The following is an 18,580-nucleotide window of genomic DNA, read 5'->3' on the forward strand; positions in this document are numbered from 1 at the left end:
TTTGATGATTGTTGTCCTTTTTTGTTTTTAAACGCGAAAATTGCAGATAAATTTTAGGAGGAGATAAGGAGATGTTTAAAGTATTTTACAGTTAAATAACGATTGAATGGGATGATTATATGGAAAGCTGCTTAACAAAATTAAAATATCATTTTTTTGCCCGGAATCACATACAGGCCTTGTTGCCAAATGAACCTCTTACTTTTTGTATATGTATAGAAAAGGAAACTTGGGTCGTTTGGTTTTCTAAAAATGAATTTTCCTTTGAAAAAACGAATCAAGTAGATGAAATAGATACGAAAATGATAATGGGAAAACCAATTGCAATGGATCTATTAAGCGGGAATATTCGATTATCACAATTAAGAAAATATAATCATGTTGTTTACGAGGGTTCATTCCGGCATTTTCTATTGTTAGAATCCGTTTTTTGGTTATGTCGAGATTATGACGAACAAGCGGAAGCGGTTTCTTTTTAGAAATGTATAATTTTCCTTTGACATGTTAATTCTTTGCGTGTTACAATCACTTTCGTAATTATATGAACTTAATTTCAATTGAATAAATGTGTGCTCTTATCAAGAGAGGTGGAGGGATGTGCCCTATGAAACCCGGCAACCATCAGTTCATAACTGAAATGGTGCCAATTCACACAAAACAATCTTGTATTGTTTTGGAAGATGAGAGAAAGGACATCATATTTGCGTGCCTTTCTGCTCATTGCAGAGAGGCATTTTTATTTGGAACATTTCGGGAAAAGAAGGTGGAAATAATTTGATTACGATTCAACAAGTGAGAAAACAATTTAAAACGAAAAATAAAGTGGTCACTGCGGTTGATAATATTGATTTGCAAATCAAGGAAGGGGAAATCTTTGGAGTAATCGGATATTCTGGTGCCGGAAAGAGTACACTTATTCGTATGTTAAATGGATTGGAGCTTCCTACCTCGGGTGTTGTTCGAGTAGCAGGGCAGGAGATTTCCAAAATAAAAGGCAAAGCATTGAGAAAAGCTAGACAAGATATTGCCATGATTTTTCAGCATTTTAATCTATTATGGTCTCGAACCGTGCGTGAAAATATTGCCTTCCCATTAGAAATTGCCCGTGTACCAAAAAAAGTACGTATGAAGAGAGTTGATGAGCTTATTAAGCTTGTCGGGCTTGAGGGTAGAGAAAATGCATATCCATCCCAATTAAGTGGAGGACAAAAGCAAAGAGTAGGGATAGCTCGTGCATTAGCTAATAATCCGAAGGTTCTTCTTTGTGATGAGGCTACTTCAGCGCTTGATCCACAAACTACAGATTCGATTTTAGATTTATTAGTAGACATCAATAAACAATTGGGATTAACCATTGTTTTAATTACACATGAAATGCACGTCATTCGCAAAATATGCCATCGGGTCGCAGTGATGGAAAATGGGAAGATAGTAGAAACAGGACCAGTTCTGGAGGTCTTTAAAAACCCGCAGCAGCAAATTACAAAACGATTTGTTCAGCAAGTATCCGAACAGGAAGATACAAAAGAAGTAGTTTCCCATTTACTGCAAAAGTATCCGGATGGACTCGTAATAAAATTAACCTTTATTGGTGGTTCAACAGAGCAGCCGATTATAACAAATTTAATTAGGGAGTTTCCATTATCCATTAATATCTTGCAAGGGAATATTTCACAAACGCAGAATGGCTCCTATGGAACCTTATTTTTACAAATTGTTGGTCACGAAAAAGAAATGGAGCAAGCAATCCATTATTTGAAAGAACAGCAAGTTGGCGTGGAGGTGATGAAGTAAAATGATGGAGAAATTTTTTCCGGATGTTGAATGGCTATCAATGAAAGAGGCTGTATGGGAAACATTATATATGTCTTTTTGGTCTGTTCTCGCCACTTTCATTTTAGGTATTATTTTAGGACTTTTACTATTTCTTACTGCTAAAGGTCAAGCATGGGAAAATCGATTTATCCATTCGATTATTTCCGCTGTCGTTAATATATTTCGGTCCATACCGTTTATTATCTTAATCGTCCTACTAATCCCTTTTACGAAATTACTTGTAGGAACAATTATTGGAGAAACAGCAGCTTTACCGGCCTTAATTATTGGGGCTGCTCCATTCTATGCTAGGCTTGTGGAAATTGGTCTTCGTGAAATAGACAAAGGTGTCATTGAAGCAGCAAAATCAATGGGTGCCTCAACAGGTACAATTATTTTTAAAGTATTATTACCAGAATCAATGCCCGCTATTGTTTCAGGTATAACGGTCACTGCTATTGCTATTGTCGGTTACACAGCGATGGCCGGAGCAATTGGCGCCGGTGGTTTAGGAAATGTTGCATATATGGACGGTTTTGAAAGAGGCCGAAATGATGTAACTGTATTTGCTACTATTCTAGTTTTAATTATCGTGTTTATCATCCAATTTCTTGGAGATTTTATAACAAAAAAAATAGATAAACGTTAAAAACATCAGGAGGGTTAAGAAATGAAAAAATGGTTAGGTATTTTCATAGCTTCTTTATTAATTGTTTCACTGGCTGCTTGCGGAACGAAAAATTCATCTAGTAATAGCGATACAAAATTAGTTGTGGGTGCATCTAATACACCACATGCTGTCATTTTAGAAAAAGCCAAGCCGATTTTGAAGAAAAAAGGAATTGATTTACAAATTGTAAAGTATTCAGATTATGTAATGCCAAATAAAGCATTAGATTCTGGAGAACTTGATGCAAACTATTTTCAGCATATTCCTTATTTAAATTTACAAATGAAAGAAAATGGATATAAGTTCGCGGTTGCTGGTAAGATTCATATTGAGCCAATGGGAGTTTATTCGAAAAAATATAAGTCACTGAAAGACCTTCCAAATGGAGCGAAGATTATCATGAGTAATTCTGTTTCTGACCATGGCCGAATTTTATCCTTATTTGAAGCGAATGGACTTATTAAGCTTAAAGATGGTGTTGATAAAACAAAAGCAACATTAAAAGATATTGTCGATAATCCTAAACACCTTAAATTCGAATATAATTACGATCCAGCCCTGTTAACAACATTATATAAAAATGGAGAAGGGGACGCAGTTGTTATTAACTCTAATTTCGCCATTGATGCTGGTCTAAATCCTCTAAAAGACTCTATTGCGATTGAAGGAAAGGAATCGCCATATGTAAACGTTATTGCGGTACGTAAAGGTGATGAAAATAAAAAAGCAATCAAAACGCTAGTGGATGTATTACATTCAAAAGAAATTCAGGACTTCATCTTAAAAGAATGGAAAGGTGCAGTAGTACCAGTAAAATAATATATCATCTAAGCTCCGGGGTTCCGGAGCCTTTTTGTTATACAATCCATCATATTAGAGCATTTAAAAAGATTATTAAGAATACCTTCTATATAGTATTCATTTTTAAGTAGCAGAAGAGAATAACCAAAATAATGAATGAAAATCATCTTTGTTTTATTATGTTTATCTTGTTACGATGAACAACGTAAATAAAATTGAAGGGATTGGTTCATTATTAACTCTCTTAAAATCAAGTACACGACGGACATGGAAAAAGCATTGCACAGTGCACATGGAGTAGGATATGAAGTGTACAAAAGAAAGCACAGAGTCAGGATGCAAATTGAGAAAAAAAGAGAGACGGAATATGTTAACTCCCAACGTATAGTGGCCGACATTAGTCGTAGATTAAATATTGGAATAAATTAATGAAAGAAAGGTGGCAATTGTATCGCCGCCTTTTTTTATTTTTGTATATATAACCAATTGTATCCTATATTTCATCCTTATAGGGTTTTGTTTCAGGTGTTTTTTCCTATAAGAGACCTATTCTAAAGTGGAAGGGGTAACCTAGTAAGATTATCGATTTACAAAGCAATAATGATTAAGAAAAGAGCCTTTGATTACATTAAAAATAAATGTTAAATTAGATGTTGTGAGTGCTATTTAGATATAGCTTTTTATTGTCGTTCTCGGTTGCTTATAAATTTAATTTGTTATAAGATTAGAATGAGAATAGATTGAGAATGAGATGTAGAAATTTTTATATACAACGGAGGTATAATCATGGCAGGTTCAACGTTAATTATTAAGGATCTTCATGTTGAAATTGAAGGGAAAGAAATTTTAAAAGGTGTTAATTTAGAAATTAAAGGCGGAGAAATCCATGCTATCATGGGTCCAAATGGTACTGGTAAATCCACTTTATCTTCTGCGATAATGGGTCATCCTAAATATGAAGTAACACAAGGCTCCATTACTTTAGATGGAGAGAATGTTTTGGAAATGGAAGTAGATGAGCGCGCTCGTGCCGGTCTTTTCTTAGCAATGCAGTATCCAAGCGAAATTGCAGGGGTAACTAATGCTGACTTTTTACGTTCTGCAATCAATGCGAGACGTGAGGAAGGCAATGAAATTTCATTAATGAAATTTATCCGTGAGTTGGATAAAAAAATGGAATTCCTAGAAATGGATCCAGATATGGCACAACGTTATTTAAATGAAGGATTTTCAGGCGGGGAGAAAAAACGTAATGAAATTCTTCAATTAATGATGCTTCAACCAAAACTAGCTATCTTGGATGAGATTGACTCTGGATTAGATATAGATGCATTAAAGGTCGTTTCAAAAGGTATTAACGAAATGAGAAGCAGTGAGTTCGGTTGTCTAATCATCACTCACTACCAACGTTTACTTAACTATATTACTCCTGACTTTGTTCATGTTATGATGCAAGGCCGCGTTGTGAAATCCGGTGGTCCTGAATTAGCACAACGTCTAGAAGCAGAAGGATACGATTGGATTAAGCATGAATTAGGTATTGAAGACGAAACTGTCGGCCAAGAAGCATAAGGTTAGGAGGATTAACATGACTGTAGAAACAAAACTATCCGTTAGTCAGGACTATGTTCACTCTTTCTCACAAGAAAAGGGCGAGCCAGAATGGTTTACGAAGCTTCGTGTTGATGCCTTCCAAAAGGCTGATGAGCTTCCTATGCCAAGACCTGATAAAACACGTATTACAACTTGGAATTTTACTCAATTTGCGAAGCATTCGGTTGAAAGTGAAGTATATTCTTCATTAGAAGCTTTACCAGAAACAGTTCGTTCCTTAATTGAATTGGAAAACGAAAGCAAGAATCTCTATATTCAACATAATCAAACATCTGCTTTTCTATCCATTTCAGATGATTTAAAAGCAAAGGGCGTCATATTTACTGATATTATTACTGCCATTAAAGAACATTCAGAACTAGTTCAAAAATATTTTATGCAAGAAGCAGTTAAAATAAATGAACACAAATTAACAGCACTGCATGCTGCATTAATGAATGGCGGGGTATTCCTTTACATCCCGAAAAATGTGGAAATTAGTGAGCCTGTACAAACTGTTTATGTGCATGATCATGATGATGCACCGTTGTTTAATCATGTTTTAGTAGTAGCAGATGATAATAGTTCAGTTACAATTGTTGAAAATTACGTTTCAACAAATGAGAAAGCTAATGGAATTGTGAATATTATTACGGAGCTAGTAGCAAATTCCGGTGCGAAAATCTCTTATGGTGCTGTAGATACACTTGCAGAAGGCGTTACGACATATGTAAATCGCAGAGGTTTTGCGAAACGTGATGCCCACATTGAATGGGCACTAGGTATGATGAATGATGGAAACACCATTTCTGATAATACAACCAAACTTGTTGGCGATGGTTCATTCGCACATTCTAAAACAGTAGTTGTTGGACGCGGTAAGCAAACTCAAAACTTTACAACACAAATTACCCATTTCGGTAAAAATACAGAAGGCTTTATATTAAAGCATGGTGTTATGAAAGACGCGGCTTCTTCTATTTTTAACGGGATTGGCAAAATAGAACATGGTGCTACAAAATCAAATGCTGAGCAAGAATCACGTGTTTTAATGTTAAGTGAAAAAGCTCGCGGTGATGCAAACCCTATGCTGCTTATTGATGAAGATGATGTAATGGCGGGACATGCTGCTTCCGTTGGCCGTGTGGATCCGGTACAATTATATTATTTAATGAGCCGTGGGATTTCCCGCAAAGAGGCAGAACGTTTAATTATCCATGGATTCCTAGCCCCTGTAGTAAATGAAATGCCAATCGAGGGTGTTAAAAAGCAGTTAACAGAGGTTATTGAAAGGAAAGTTAAATAATGAATGCAAACGAGATCCGTAAACTGTTTCCAATCCTCGATCAGGAAGTAAACGGACATCCGTTGGTCTATTTAGATAGTGCGGCAACATCGCAAAAACCACTTTCCGTCATTGAAGCTGTAAACCAATATTATCGTCAAGATAATTCAAATGTTCATCGTGGTGTTCACACGTTAGGAACTAGAGCAACAGATAAATATGAAGGTGCACGAGATAAGGTGCGCAAATTTATCAATGCTGCATCGAGAGAAGAAATTGTATTCACTCGCGGAACTACCGCATCGCTTAACATGATTGCAAGCAGCTTTGGAAATGATAATGTGAAAGAAGGAGATGAAATTGTGATCTCCTTTATGGAGCATCATAGTAATCTCATTCCTTGGCAGCAATTAGCGAAACGCAAGGGTGCTACTTTAAAATATGTTCCAATGCAAGAAGATGGAACCATTCTGTTGGATGATATTCGAAAAACAGTAACAGACCAAACAAAAATAGTGGCAATTGCACTCGTATCAAATGTACTAGGTACGATGAACCCAATTAAAGAAATTGCTAAAATCGCCCACGAACATCATGCCTATATGGTAGTCGATGGTGCACAAGGTGCTCCACATATGAAAGTGGATGTTCAAGATTTAGACTGTGATTTCCTAGCATTTTCAGGTCATAAAATGTGCGGACCAACAGGTATTGGTGTTATGTATGGAAAGAAAAAACTGCTTGAAGAGATGGAGCCAGTTGAATTTGGCGGAGAAATGATTGATTTTGTGGACTTATATGATTCAACATGGAAAGAACTTCCGTGGAAATTCGAAGGTGGGACCCCTATAATAGCAGGTGCTATTGGATTAGGAGCTGCAATTGATTTTCTAGAAGAAATTGGTCTCGATAATATTACGAATCATGAACATAAATTAGCAGAATATGCTATGAATAGATTGTCAGAAATAAATGGTCTTACTATTTATGGTCCGAAAGATCCGGCGAAGCGTGCAGGACTGGTAACCTTTAATATTGAGGATGTTCATCCGCATGATGTTGCAACGGTACTGGATGCTGAAGGTATTGCCGTTCGGGCTGGTCATCATTGTGCGCAACCATTAATGAAATGGTTAAATGTGTCCGCAACAGCCCGTGCAAGTTTTTATTTATATAACACCGAAGAAGATATTGACAGACTTGCCCTTGGGCTTGTTAAAACAAAGGAGTATTTTAGCGATGTCCTTTAATAATCTAGATGCATTATATCGAAGAGTTATTATGGATCATTATAAAAATCCAAGAAATAAGGGTACCTTAGAAAACGGTAATCTTACAATCGATATGAACAATCCAACCTGTGGTGACCGAATTCATTTAACCATGAATGTTGAAAATGGCATTGTAACAGATGCTAAATTTGAAGGAGAAGGCTGTTCTATTTCCATGGCATCTGCTTCAATGATGACACAAATGATTAAAGGAAAAGATGTTGAAACCGCAGAAGCCCTCTCCCATATTTTTTCCGACATGGTGCAAGGAAAAGAATATGAGGGTGACTTGGATTTAGGTGATATGGAAGCACTTCAAGGAGTTTCAAAATTTCCAGCTCGCATAAAATGTGCTACGTTGGCATGGAAGGCAATGGAAAAAGGCTTAGGCAAGGAAAAGGAGTAGCACAATTCGAAAAGCGGAGGCCCTTTGAACATCGGCGTACAGATTTCGTAGTCTTTGACTTATCGTAGGGAGGAGACGGAGAAATCCGCTAGTCGATACGCGCTGAAGCTAGACAAAGCAAGGGAGGAATGATTGGAATGGCAAAAAAAATGCCTGAAATCGGCGATTATAAATACGGCTTTCATGATAAAGACGTTTCGGTATTCCGTTCAAAACGTGGGTTAACACGTGAAATTGTCGAAGAGATATCTAAAATGAAAAATGAACCACAATGGATGTTAGACTTCCGTCTTAAATCATTGGAGCATTTTTATAATAAACCAATGCCTCAATGGGGTGGAGATTTATCCGGCTTAAACTTTGATGAAATTACTTACTATGTAAAACCATCAGAGGCGCAAGGACGTACTTGGGATGAAGTACCGGAAGAAATTAAAAATACCTTTGATAAATTAGGGATTCCTGAAGCCGAGCAAAAATATCTAGCAGGGGTTTCTGCACAATATGAATCTGAAGTAGTTTATCATAACATGAAGGAAGACCTTGAAAAAATGGGTATTATTTTCAAGGATACTGATTCCGCTTTACGTGAAAATGAAGATATCTTCCGTGAACATTGGGCTTCGGTAATTCCGCCTACTGATAATAAATTTGCTGCGTTAAACTCAGCTGTTTGGTCAGGTGGATCTTTCATCTATGTTCCTAAAGGTGTAAAGGTGGAAACTCCACTTCAAGCCTATTTCCGAATTAACTCAGAAAATATGGGACAATTTGAACGTACTTTAATTATCGTAGATGAGGGTGCTCATGTTCATTATGTAGAGGGATGTACAGCGCCTGTTTATACAACTAATTCCCTTCACAGTGCCGTAGTAGAAATTATTATTAAGAAAAATGCTTATTGCCGTTATACAACGATTCAAAACTGGGCCAATAACGTTTATAACTTAGTAACAAAACGTGCTGTATGTGAAGAAAATGCCACAATGGAATGGATTGACGGTAACATCGGTTCTAAATTAACGATGAAATATCCTGCTGTTATTTTAAAAGGAGAAGGCGCTCGCGGTATGACCCTTTCTATTGCGATAGCAGGTAAAGGACAGCATCAAGATGCAGGTGCAAAAATGATGCACTTAGCGCCTAATACGTCTTCTACAATCGTATCTAAATCCATTTCAAAGCATGGCGGTAAAGTAACGTATCGCGGGATTGTTCATTTTGGACGTAAAGCAGACGGTGCCAGAGCAAATATCGAATGTGATACATTAATTATGGATAATCAATCTACATCCGATACGATTCCATATAATGAAATATTAAATGACAATATTTCATTAGAGCACGAAGCAAAGGTATCAAAAGTATCAGAAGAACAACTCTTCTACTTAATGAGCCGCGGTGTATCTGAACAAGAAGCAACAGAAATGATTGTTATGGGCTTTATCGAGCCATTTACAAAAGAACTACCAATGGAATATGCGGTAGAAATGAACCGTCTTATCAAGTTCGAAATGGAAGGTTCAATTGGATAAGAAGAATCGAAAACTCGTATGAACAAATGTTCATGCGAGTTTTTTTTATTCATTATTATGGTAAAATGATTCGTAAGAAATGTAGGTGATTTTATGATTTACATCGGCCTTGCTGGATGGGGAGATCATGATTCCCTTTATAAAAATGGTACAGCACCAAAAAACAAATTAAGAGAATATGCTGGGCATTTTCCTATTGTTGAGGTAGATGCGTCTTTTTATGCGATTCAACCCGAAAGAAACGCCGTTAAATGGATAGAAGACACACCTAACACCTTTCAATTTATCGTAAAAGCCTATCAAGGGATGACAGGGCACGAAAGAGGTTCCATACCTTACCAGTCAAAAGAGGAAATGTTTCAAGCATTTATACAATCGCTCATTCCCTATCAACAGTCTGAAAAGTTAGCAATGGTACTTTTCCAATTTTCACCCTGGTTCCGTTGTACAAAAGAAAATGTAAATTATTTGCGCTTTTGTAAACAAAAGATGGGAGATATTCCAGTAGCGCTAGAATTTCGCCATCAATCATGGTTTACTCCGCAATTTAAAGAAGGAACTCTTACCTTTATGAAAGAGGAAGGATGGATCCATAGTATTTGTGATGAGCCACAAGCAGGGGATGGCTCTATACCTATAGTTTTAACGGCAAGCCAATCGGATAAAACGCTTATTCGTTTTCATGGAAGAAATGTGTATGGATGGAAGAGACCTAATCAAGGGGACTGGCGTGAGGTTCGCTATTTGTATCGGTATAATAAAGAAGAATTGTTGGATTGGATAGAGAAACTTCAGGTTTTAAAAAAGCAATCGAAGGATATCTATATTATTTTTAACAATAACTCTGGCGGAGATGCAGCAGATAATGCTAAGCAATTTATGGAATTATTAGGAATAGAGTACGAAGGATTGGCGCCGCGTCAATTAGATTTGTTTTAAGGAGTATCTTAATGATTGAACAAGTTCATATATATCATACAAATGATATCCATAGTCATTTTGAAAACTGGCCAAAAATAAGTTCCTTCCTGCAAAAGGGAAAATCTCTTCATCAGAATTTTTTTCTATTCGATATTGGAGACCACGTAGATCGTTGGCATCCTTATACGGAAGGGACTTTTGGAAAAGGAAACGTCCAGCTATTGAATGAATTGGATTATACTGCAGTAACAATAGGCAATAATGAGGGAATTACTTTGGCATATGATGAATTAAATACACTCTATCAGGATGCCTCATTTGATGTCCTAGTTGCTAATTTATTTGAGAAATCGGGAAATAGACCTAAGTGGGCAATGCCTTCGAAAATTTACTATACAAAAAACGGGATAAAAATCGGTGTTTTGGCAGTAACAGCTTATTTTGGGAAATTGTACGAAATACTTGGTTGGCATTTAACGGCACCTATTCCAGAGTTAGAAGCGGAACTTCAAAGCCTTAAACAAGAGGCGGATATTATTATCCTATTATCCCATTTAGGAATTCACGACGATGAAAAAATTGCAAGCCTTCATCCTGAAATAGACATTATATTAGGCGGCCATACTCATCATGTACTTCCCGAAGGAAAATATATATCCGACACATTGTTGGCAGCAGCAGGAAAACATGGATACTATGTTGGTACGGTTACTCTGGATATTGATATAGAAAGTAAAAAAGTATTGAGAAAGAAAGCATTGTTATATGAAACCAAATTTTTACCATCATTAGAAGAAGAGGAACTTATTGTTACTTCATTTCAGGAAAAAGGGAAAAGACTCTTAAATTCCTTTCTTGTTGATGTACCTAAGACACTACAGACAGAATGGTTTAAGCCTTCTCCTTTGCCGCAGATGTTGTGTGAGGCTATTAATGAATGGTGCAGATCAGATTGTGCTCTCATTAATGCTGGACTCCTGCTTGGAAACTTGGAAAAAGGACCGATAACAAGATTTGATATTCATTCCATCCTTCCGCACCCTATAAATCCATGTTTAATTGAGTTATCTGGTGCTGAACTAAAAGAGGTTATTCTGCAGACATTAAATCCAAAATGGCCTCCATTGGAATTAAAGGGTTTAGGATTTAGAGGAAAAGTCCTTGGAAATTTTATTTATCATAATATCCTGTTAGATCATCAAACTGTTTATATAAATGGCTTTAAAATGGAGGAGCAAAAAATATATAAACTTGGAACAGTTGATATGTATACATTTGGACATTTTTTTCCTGAACTTTTAGATGCTAAGAAAAAGTATTTTATGCCGGAATTTATTCGGGACGTGATGATGTGGAAATTACAAAAGATGTATAGCGAAAAATAAAATAGGCAAGCAACCATTTATTGTCCTTTACATAGAGATGTTAATAAAAGTTAAACTTATTAGATTTCATTTCAGTAAAGGAGCGGTAAAACATTGGTTACGATTACACCAGTTGAAATCGGTGGTCATACGTTTATTGCGACCACAGTAAAACTTCCTAAAACGACTCTATTAACTGTTTCAAATGATAAAGGATATATTATGTGTGGTGCATTAGATGTTTCGCTATTAAATAACAATCTTAAAGATCGGAAAATTATTGCCGGAAGAGCGGTTGGAGTGAAAACAATCGACGAATTATTAAATGCTCCACTCGAGTCCATTACATGGGAGGCAGAAAATCTCGGTATTCAGGTTGGAATGATTGGCAAAGATGCACTTCTGAAAATGATCTAAAACAATGATAATTTTATCCTCCAAACAAGCATACACATAGCTTGTAAGGGGGGATTTTTTTGGCTAAATTTCGAGCTCGTAAACCCCGGCGAGGAGGTCCTTTGCCGTTACGCTATGTGTTACTTCTGACATTTGTATTTTTTATATTATCCACTGTTTTAGGAATTTGGATTGTGAATAAAGGCCTTGCCCCGACATTAATTAAATATGCTGAGAGTCAAAATCGAAAAATTGCAGAAGAAGCTGTAAACTATGCAAAAAGGCAAATACAGGATGAAATTGACCCTGAAAAAATTGTCGTTACGAATAAGGAAAACAATTACTTTATTACTAATCCCGCGATTAGTAATAAAATCGAGCAAAAAGCTCAGGACATTATCCAATCTGTTCTGAATGGGCGTGAGGCGGGGATAACTGAGACATTATCTAAATATGGAATTACCCATGATTCAGATGGACTTATATATTCGATACCAATTGGGCGTGCAACGGATAATGCTTTATTAGGAAACTTAGGTCCCAAGATCCCCATTAAACTCCAAGTAATTGGGGATGTTCAAGCAGATTTAATTTCCCATTATACACAGGTTGGAATTAATCACATTTCGGCAAATGTATATATCCAATTAACGGTCAATGTTCAAACTATTATTCCATTTGATACAAAAGAGAGTCCATATAAACAAAAAATTACTCTTTTTAATGGAGTTATCCCTTATGATCCGCCGCAATATTATAATGGTGGTTCATCAACTCCAACCATACAATTACCACCAAAAAAATAATAAAGCTTCAGGTTCAAACCTGAAGCTTTAATTCTTTCTCTTTTTCCTGTCTGACCATTCCCATTGTCGCAAATGCGGGTAAGGATCAAAGGACCATTCACTATATCCATTATCCTTATACATTCCATAATGTAAATGAGGTGGGAATTTTCCGGATGTACCTGGTGGTCCGTAGCCTGTGCTGCCAACACTTCCGATAAGCATACCAGGCTCCACAATTTGTCCTACATGTAAATCCTTTGCATACCCATTTAGATGGGCAAAATAATGATACGTATTGTTTATATCACGTATTCCAACTCTCCATCCTCCAAATTTATTCCAGCCCTTTAATTCGACAATGCCGTAACAGGTAGAGCGAACAGGAACCCCATAACCTGCAAATATATCGGTTCCTTCATGGATTCTGCGTCCTCCCCAGCCGCGTCGATCTCCCCATGTATCTCGATAGCTGTAATTAAAACGGTGCGGAATCGGAAAAGTTTTAGCATTTAAATCTAATTTACCAAAGTGTCTGTACAATTTGGCTTTCTCCATAATTAAACCAACTGCTCTATCCCGTTTATAATAATTCCACAAGGCAATACGGAAATGATCTTCATCTATTCCATATTTTAATATATAGTTAGCAAAGGAATAAATAATATCCTCGTCATCGTTCATATTCGCTTTTCCGTCACCATTACCGTCTATCCCAAATCCATTAAAAAGTTCAATAGATGGAAGGGATGGATTGGTTTGATTGGGATTTAACCATCCAGCCCACTGAACTGGTTTTATATAAATGCCAGTAATTCCACCAGGCTTTGGAATGTCTTTCCTTACAAATCTAATACTTCTTTCATAATGATCAACAGCAGCGATGTAATACCAGGGAATTTGTGTAGTAAGCTCTACACGCTTATAAAGCTCCATTCTCTTTTGATAAGCTTCCTCCTCAGACATTTCCTTGCCAAAAGAGATGTTAGGTGAAGCAAATAACAAGAAAAATATAAGAGAACAAGTAATAATGCGCAAGCGGTTCCGCCTCCTTGTTTCAAATACTAAACATAGTTTGTGTCGGAAGTCCTTTTTCATTTGTATCAAATAATGGAAGGACATTAATAATAATGCTAATAAGATGAAGAAAGATAAAAAACTGCGCCTTATCTAGACGCAGTTAATGTTTATAAATTACCATTATCATGCTGCTCATGAAGATTATCAGTATCTTCCATCTTTCCATTATTTATATCCTTGGATTCCCCGTTTTCATTCTCCCCAGTGCTCATCTTATATCCTTGCGGTGAACTGTCTAACATCATCTTTACTGTTTGTCTAATAACCCTTTCTTTATTAGCATCACTGGATTTCATATAGGAAATATTCTCAACATATTGCTTTAATGTTGGATTATCAGTAACATAAACATGATACCATCGAGGGACTGTGGAAAACGCCGTTTTTTTCACTTGATCGGCTACATTATTTCTGTCCTTTTTTGATTTAGCATCGGTTTTGTACCAAATTAAAACCTCTTCATCTGTTACCAACGTTGCAGCATCATGTACTTTTGGGTTTGTTACAGCTAATTTACTAATGGCATCGGCTACTTTTTCCCGATTTAACGTATAAATATCTTGGTATTTAATATTTTGGCCGGGAACAGGACTTTTAACATGACGAACATAGCCGAATTCATTCTGTCTATCTGCACTTGTTTTTTCAAGCCCTTTATTATACATATCTACACGTTCATTTCTATTAACCGTGTTTCCATTTTTTTTATATACAGCGGGATTTTCCGCGACATTTTTGCCATTATTATTATTACTACAAGCAGCAAGCAGCGCCATGCTTAACATTGTTGCAGTAATGATTTTTTTGTTCAAAATAAGCACCCCCTTAATGGTTATAGTGCGCACGTTTTTTTATTTTTCTCTTAGTAATTGATGGGGAATTAGTTATAATTTAAATTAGAAAGTAAGGATGTAATGAACTTGCTCTAGCTTATAGGTAATTATTCCTCAGGGGATATAGTAAAGGATGAGGTGATCCACAATGATTTGTGTTAATAATTATTGTTATGAAGTCATAAAAGATTTTCGAAATGGCTTTAATGAAGAAGCATTTCGTGCTCGATATAGTGATATTTTGACTAAATATGATTATATTGTAGGGGATTGGGGATATGGTCAGTTGCGACTTAAGGGTTTTTTTGCTGACGATAACCCAAAGGCAACTTTTGATACAAAAATAAGCGTGCTGTCTGAATATCTGTACGAATATTGTAATTTCGGCTGTGCTTATTTTGTAGCACAAAGAGTTTGAAAAATTGCTCCAAGAATATGCGGGTTAGATTATTTATTATGCTTATGTTTTGTTCAGTCTAATCATTCAATCCGCAAATAAAGATATCCTAACATTATTATGATAAAATAATATCGAAGTGGAAAATGGAAGGGTGTTATTAGATGTATTTTGTAGATCGTGAAAAAATAGAAGAAACCTTACAATACTTCGAGGATAAAGTAAAATTGCTTCAAGCAAATGGGAATTGGAAAAATGAAATCGAGCAACTAGCATTAGAAAGATTAACACATACCATTATCGAATCGATTCTAGATGTGGGAAATGCCATGATTGATGGATTTATTATGCGCGACCCTGGAAGCTATGAAGATATTTTGGACATTCTAACAGATGAAAAAGTAATAACAGATGAAATGTCTAAAAGCTTACTAAAGGTGATTTTATATAGAAAAATACTTGTGCAGCAATATATAAACGTAAATCATAAAGAATTATTGGAAACTTTCTTAGAATGTGCGCCATCTTTAGAGGAATTTCCGAAAAGGGTAAGAGACTATTTAACAAATGAGTTAGGTCCTGTATCAGCATTCAAAAGCTAGTTAACGCTTTCATAATGAAAGCGTTTTTCTTGCTTTTACTAAAATGACGGATAACGGTTTTAAGAAGATGTCTATGTCTAGCCGCAAGTAGCCGTTGGCAAGCGGATTTCTCCTTACTGTGAGTAAGGGCATCAAGTGAAATTTGAAGTGTTAATTTCACTAGCTTTTGAACGACCTCGATGTTTTCTTTAGTCATGCCTATGACTACGAAATCCGTGCACTATAGTTTCGGCGCTTGTGCATTTACACTTGGAAAAGGAGCCGGCATAATGAAAAATTATCAAGGATATTTAATTGATTTGGATGGGACAATGTATCGGGGAACGGAAAAAATAGAGGAAGCTTCAGATTTTATTTATCGGTTACATAAAAAAGGCATACCATATTTGTTTGTAACAAATAATTCCTCAAGAACACCGGAACAGGTTGCAAAAAAACTAAATGATTTTGAAATTCCCGCCACACCAAACCAAGTATTTACGACTTCCATGGCAACTGCACAATATATTTATGAATTAAAACCGCATGCCTCTATTTATGTAATTGGGGAAGAGGGAATAAAAGATGCCTTGCAAAAGAAGGGATTTCAATTCAAAGATGAGCATCCTGATTTCGTCGTAGTAGGCATTGACCGTGAAATTAATTATGAAAAATTATCGCTCGCTTGTTTGGCGGTTAGAAGTGGAGCAACGTTTATTTCTACAAATGCGGATATCGCTCTTCCTACCGAAAGAGGATTTTTGCCCGGAAATGGATCTATAACGTCTGTCATTACAGTGTCAACCCAAACAGAGCCTGTTTTTATTGGAAAACCAGAATCAATTATAATGGAACAAGCATTGGCTTTTTTAGGAACTAAAAAAGAGGAAACCATTATGGTAGGGGATTTCTATGATACCGATATTATGGCAGGGATACGAAGTGGGATGGATACCTTGTTAGTGCATACGGGTGTAACAACTAAAGAACAACTGAAAGAGAAAGAAATTCAACCAACCTATTCAATTGAATCACTATCAGAATGGAATATTTAACAAAAACAGGCGTGTAATAAATTTACACGCCTTGTTTCTATTCATTATCAGCACGATGGGCTAGTCTACTGGAAGCGGCTGCAGCAATTGCACCCACAATATCATCTAAAAAGGTATGACAGTTCCCGCTTGAATGATCATTTAATTTTTTTAGTATTCCAGGTTTTAATTTGTCAATATAACCGTAATTTGTAAAACCAATGGAACCATATACATTGACAATCGAAAATGCGAGAATTTCATCTACTCCATAAAGACTTTCATCCACTGCTATTATGGATTGTAATGGCTCGTCTAATAATCCTTTTTCTGCTAACATATCCATTTGAATACCGGTTAATATTGCGTTTTGAACCTCGCGCTTTGAAATAACACGCTCAACATTCTCAATGCATTCCTTCAAATTTAAATCCGGATGATATTTCTTTTGTAAAAACATAACAAGCTCCGCAATATCTTCTATTTGAACTCCTCGTTTTTTTAGCCAAAGTCGTGCTGTTGTTTCAGATTCATTCATTGCTTGTTTTTTTTCCATATTGGCCACCTTTTTTCATTTTTATATTCCTCATTTTTCCCTAATCTGGTTCATTTACAAGGCAAAAAAGAAAAATTCAAAATTCATATTCCTTGTAATTTTGAACAACGTGATAATTAATGGGGTTACTTCATATATATGATTGAATATGGTTTTATGTAATCTTCCATAGATGATTTTATTATTTCTTGAAGGAGGTGTCAGAGTGTCGGTTGACTTGTTGCAGCAATATTTTCAAATCCAGCCTGAAACTTCTTTTCTTGATGGAAAATATATTAGATATTTAAAAGAAGGCAATTTATATACTCTTGTTCCTGTTACCAACATAAAGGAAGAAGTACTTGTGGAATTATATTTAATGTCCGATCATCTTTCCCGTCAAGGTGATCGAAATGTATCGACATTTTACGCTTCGAAGGATCAAAAGTTTTTAATTACCCATCATGAAGAGGATTATGTCCTCTTATTTAACTCTTATACAAAAATCCCTAAAAAAAGAAGTCTTGGCAGAAAGTTAGCAAAGTTTCATCAACGCGGGCGATCGATAGAAGCTCAAATTCAGCATACAAGCAGCATTGGACAATGGAAAATATATTGGGAAAAAAGACTAGAACAATTGGAAAAAGTATGGTATCAAGTAGTACAAGAAAATCCGAATAACGATTTTGATCATATGTTTGTTGAGACCTTTCCATACTATATGGGGATGTGTGAAAATGCGATTCAGTATTTAGTGGATACTGAATTGGATGAGGAAACCCTTGATATAGATGCTGGTACGGTTTGCCATGATCGGTTTAATAACGAGATTTGGGGAAACAGAATGTGGATTAGAAATCCATTTGATTGGGTATTTGACCACGCCAGCAGAGATATTGCGGAATGGATTCGGCAGCAATATTTTAGGAAAAGCAAATCATTTTTACCTGATGTGCAAAATTTCTTAGAAGAATATGAGGGAATCATCCCCTTATCCAATTTTTCTTGGAGATTAATTTTTGCAAGGCTTTTGTTCCCTTTACATTATTTTGAGTGTATAGAACAGTATTATTTAACAAATTCAGAAAAGCAGCATAAACAGTTAGAGGAACGGTTGCATAAATATAAGCGGGATTCTACTGAATACGAAAGCTTTTTAGGTACTTTTTATCGTTTGATGGGAAGAGATCCTGGTATATGGAATATTCCTGAAATAAATTGGTTCAATGTATCATCGTAGAAAAATGGGAAGTGCTTTGCTCACATCGGAGTAATCCT

The 18,580-nt window shown here is 36.0% G+C and carries 20 protein-coding genes and 1 riboswitch; of the genes, 17 read left to right on the plus strand and 3 right to left on the minus strand.

Annotation, left to right across the window (positions count from 1 at the left end; translation table 11 throughout):
• Positions 1 to 119: 119 nt before the first annotated feature.
• The 13 genes from NSQ59_RS08040 to yunB all read left to right on the plus strand — a co-directional run bounded on the left by NSQ59_RS08040 (position 120) and on the right by yunB (position 12,863).
• Entirely contained in the window at positions 120 to 479 is a 360-nt protein-coding gene (locus NSQ59_RS08040) for a hypothetical protein (protein WP_340830618.1), read from the plus strand.
• Positions 480 to 572: 93 nt separating this feature from the next.
• Positions 573 to 687, plus strand: a riboswitch (SAM riboswitch).
• An 87-nt stretch (positions 688 to 774) separates the two neighbouring features.
• Entirely contained in the window at positions 775 to 1,794 is a 1,020-nt protein-coding gene (locus NSQ59_RS08045; RefSeq protein WP_340830619.1) for a methionine ABC transporter ATP-binding protein, read from the plus strand.
• 1 nt (position 1,795) lies between these two features.
• Positions 1,796 to 2,464, plus strand: a complete 669-nt coding sequence (locus NSQ59_RS08050) for a methionine ABC transporter permease (protein ID WP_055738906.1) — start codon at positions 1,796 to 1,798, stop codon at positions 2,462 to 2,464.
• A 21-nt stretch (positions 2,465 to 2,485) separates the two neighbouring features.
• Positions 2,486 to 3,304: a MetQ/NlpA family ABC transporter substrate-binding protein gene (locus tag NSQ59_RS08055; RefSeq protein WP_340830622.1), complete on the plus strand. Its 819-nt coding sequence runs from the start codon at positions 2,486 to 2,488 to the stop codon at positions 3,302 to 3,304.
• 768 nt (positions 3,305 to 4,072) lie between these two features.
• Entirely contained in the window at positions 4,073 to 4,858 is a 786-nt protein-coding gene (gene sufC, locus NSQ59_RS08060; RefSeq protein ID WP_126648524.1) for a Fe-S cluster assembly ATPase SufC, read from the plus strand.
• Positions 4,859 to 4,874: 16 nt separating this feature from the next.
• On the plus strand, positions 4,875 to 6,185 hold the full coding sequence (gene sufD, locus NSQ59_RS08065) for a Fe-S cluster assembly protein SufD (protein ID WP_340830624.1): 1,311 nt from the start codon (positions 4,875 to 4,877) through the stop codon (positions 6,183 to 6,185).
• Positions 6,185 to 7,414, plus strand: a complete 1,230-nt coding sequence (locus NSQ59_RS08070) for a cysteine desulfurase (RefSeq protein WP_126648525.1) — start codon at positions 6,185 to 6,187, stop codon at positions 7,412 to 7,414. The genes sufD and NSQ59_RS08070 overlap by 1 nt, the downstream gene beginning before the upstream one ends.
• Positions 7,404 to 7,841, plus strand: a complete 438-nt coding sequence (sufU, locus tag NSQ59_RS08075) for a Fe-S cluster assembly sulfur transfer protein SufU (protein ID WP_055738911.1) — start codon at positions 7,404 to 7,406, stop codon at positions 7,839 to 7,841. The genes NSQ59_RS08070 and sufU overlap by 11 nt, the downstream gene beginning before the upstream one ends.
• Positions 7,842 to 7,978: 137 nt before the next feature.
• Positions 7,979 to 9,376: a Fe-S cluster assembly protein SufB gene (gene sufB, locus NSQ59_RS08080; protein ID WP_055738912.1), complete on the plus strand. Its 1,398-nt coding sequence runs from the start codon at positions 7,979 to 7,981 to the stop codon at positions 9,374 to 9,376.
• Between the two features lie 93 nt (positions 9,377 to 9,469).
• Positions 9,470 to 10,315 (plus strand): DUF72 domain-containing protein, encoded by an 846-nt coding sequence (locus tag NSQ59_RS08085; RefSeq protein WP_340830629.1) that lies wholly within the window; start codon positions 9,470 to 9,472, stop codon positions 10,313 to 10,315.
• Between the two features lie 11 nt (positions 10,316 to 10,326).
• Complete coding sequence (locus NSQ59_RS08090; RefSeq protein ID WP_055738914.1) at positions 10,327 to 11,682, plus strand: bifunctional metallophosphatase/5'-nucleotidase; 1,356 nt, start codon at positions 10,327 to 10,329, stop codon at positions 11,680 to 11,682.
• Positions 11,683 to 11,775: 93 nt separating this feature from the next.
• The gene (locus tag NSQ59_RS08095; RefSeq protein WP_055738915.1) at positions 11,776 to 12,078 is read left to right on the plus strand and encodes a YunC family protein; all 303 of its coding nucleotides are present in this window, start codon (positions 11,776 to 11,778) and stop codon (positions 12,076 to 12,078) included.
• 59 nt (positions 12,079 to 12,137) lie between these two features.
• Positions 12,138 to 12,863, plus strand: a complete 726-nt coding sequence (gene yunB / locus NSQ59_RS08100) for a sporulation protein YunB (RefSeq protein WP_055738916.1) — start codon at positions 12,138 to 12,140, stop codon at positions 12,861 to 12,863.
• 27 nt (positions 12,864 to 12,890) lie between these two features.
• Here the strand turns inward: yunB and NSQ59_RS08105 are convergent, their stop codons facing one another.
• Both NSQ59_RS08105 and NSQ59_RS08110 read right to left on the minus strand, forming a co-directional pair.
• Positions 12,891 to 13,808, minus strand: coding sequence for a M23 family metallopeptidase (locus NSQ59_RS08105; protein ID WP_437177110.1), 918 nt, complete (start codon positions 13,806 to 13,808; stop codon positions 12,891 to 12,893).
• A gap of 221 nt (positions 13,809 to 14,029) precedes the next feature.
• Positions 14,030 to 14,734, minus strand: coding sequence for a YhcN/YlaJ family sporulation lipoprotein (locus tag NSQ59_RS08110; protein WP_055738918.1), 705 nt, complete (start codon positions 14,732 to 14,734; stop codon positions 14,030 to 14,032).
• A 169-nt stretch (positions 14,735 to 14,903) separates the two neighbouring features.
• On the opposite strand from NSQ59_RS08110, the gene NSQ59_RS08115 reads away from it, so the two are divergent.
• From NSQ59_RS08115 to NSQ59_RS08125, 3 genes are all read left to right on the plus strand, one after another.
• Positions 14,904 to 15,173: a YutD family protein gene (locus tag NSQ59_RS08115; RefSeq protein WP_055738919.1), complete on the plus strand. Its 270-nt coding sequence runs from the start codon at positions 14,904 to 14,906 to the stop codon at positions 15,171 to 15,173.
• A gap of 143 nt (positions 15,174 to 15,316) precedes the next feature.
• Positions 15,317 to 15,754 (plus strand): DUF86 domain-containing protein, encoded by a 438-nt coding sequence (locus NSQ59_RS08120; RefSeq protein ID WP_055738920.1) that lies wholly within the window; start codon positions 15,317 to 15,319, stop codon positions 15,752 to 15,754.
• A 269-nt stretch (positions 15,755 to 16,023) separates the two neighbouring features.
• Complete coding sequence (locus NSQ59_RS08125) at positions 16,024 to 16,788, plus strand: TIGR01457 family HAD-type hydrolase (protein WP_055738921.1); 765 nt, start codon at positions 16,024 to 16,026, stop codon at positions 16,786 to 16,788.
• A 37-nt stretch (positions 16,789 to 16,825) separates the two neighbouring features.
• Here the strand turns inward: NSQ59_RS08125 and NSQ59_RS08130 are convergent, their stop codons facing one another.
• Positions 16,826 to 17,323: a phosphatidylglycerophosphatase A family protein gene (locus NSQ59_RS08130; RefSeq protein WP_055738922.1), complete on the minus strand. Its 498-nt coding sequence runs from the start codon at positions 17,321 to 17,323 to the stop codon at positions 16,826 to 16,828.
• A gap of 205 nt (positions 17,324 to 17,528) precedes the next feature.
• Between NSQ59_RS08130 and yutH the strand changes: the two genes are divergently transcribed.
• Positions 17,529 to 18,542 carry a spore coat putative kinase YutH gene (gene yutH / locus NSQ59_RS08135; RefSeq protein ID WP_055738923.1) on the plus strand — a complete coding sequence of 338 codons (1,014 nt, stop codon included), beginning with the start codon at positions 17,529 to 17,531 and terminating at the stop codon, positions 18,540 to 18,542.
• Positions 18,543 to 18,580 lie beyond the last annotated feature (38 nt).

Source organism: Margalitia sp. FSL K6-0131, assembly GCF_038008735.1.
Taxonomy (GTDB): domain Bacteria; phylum Bacillota; class Bacilli; order Bacillales; family Bacillaceae_C; genus Margalitia; species Margalitia shackletonii.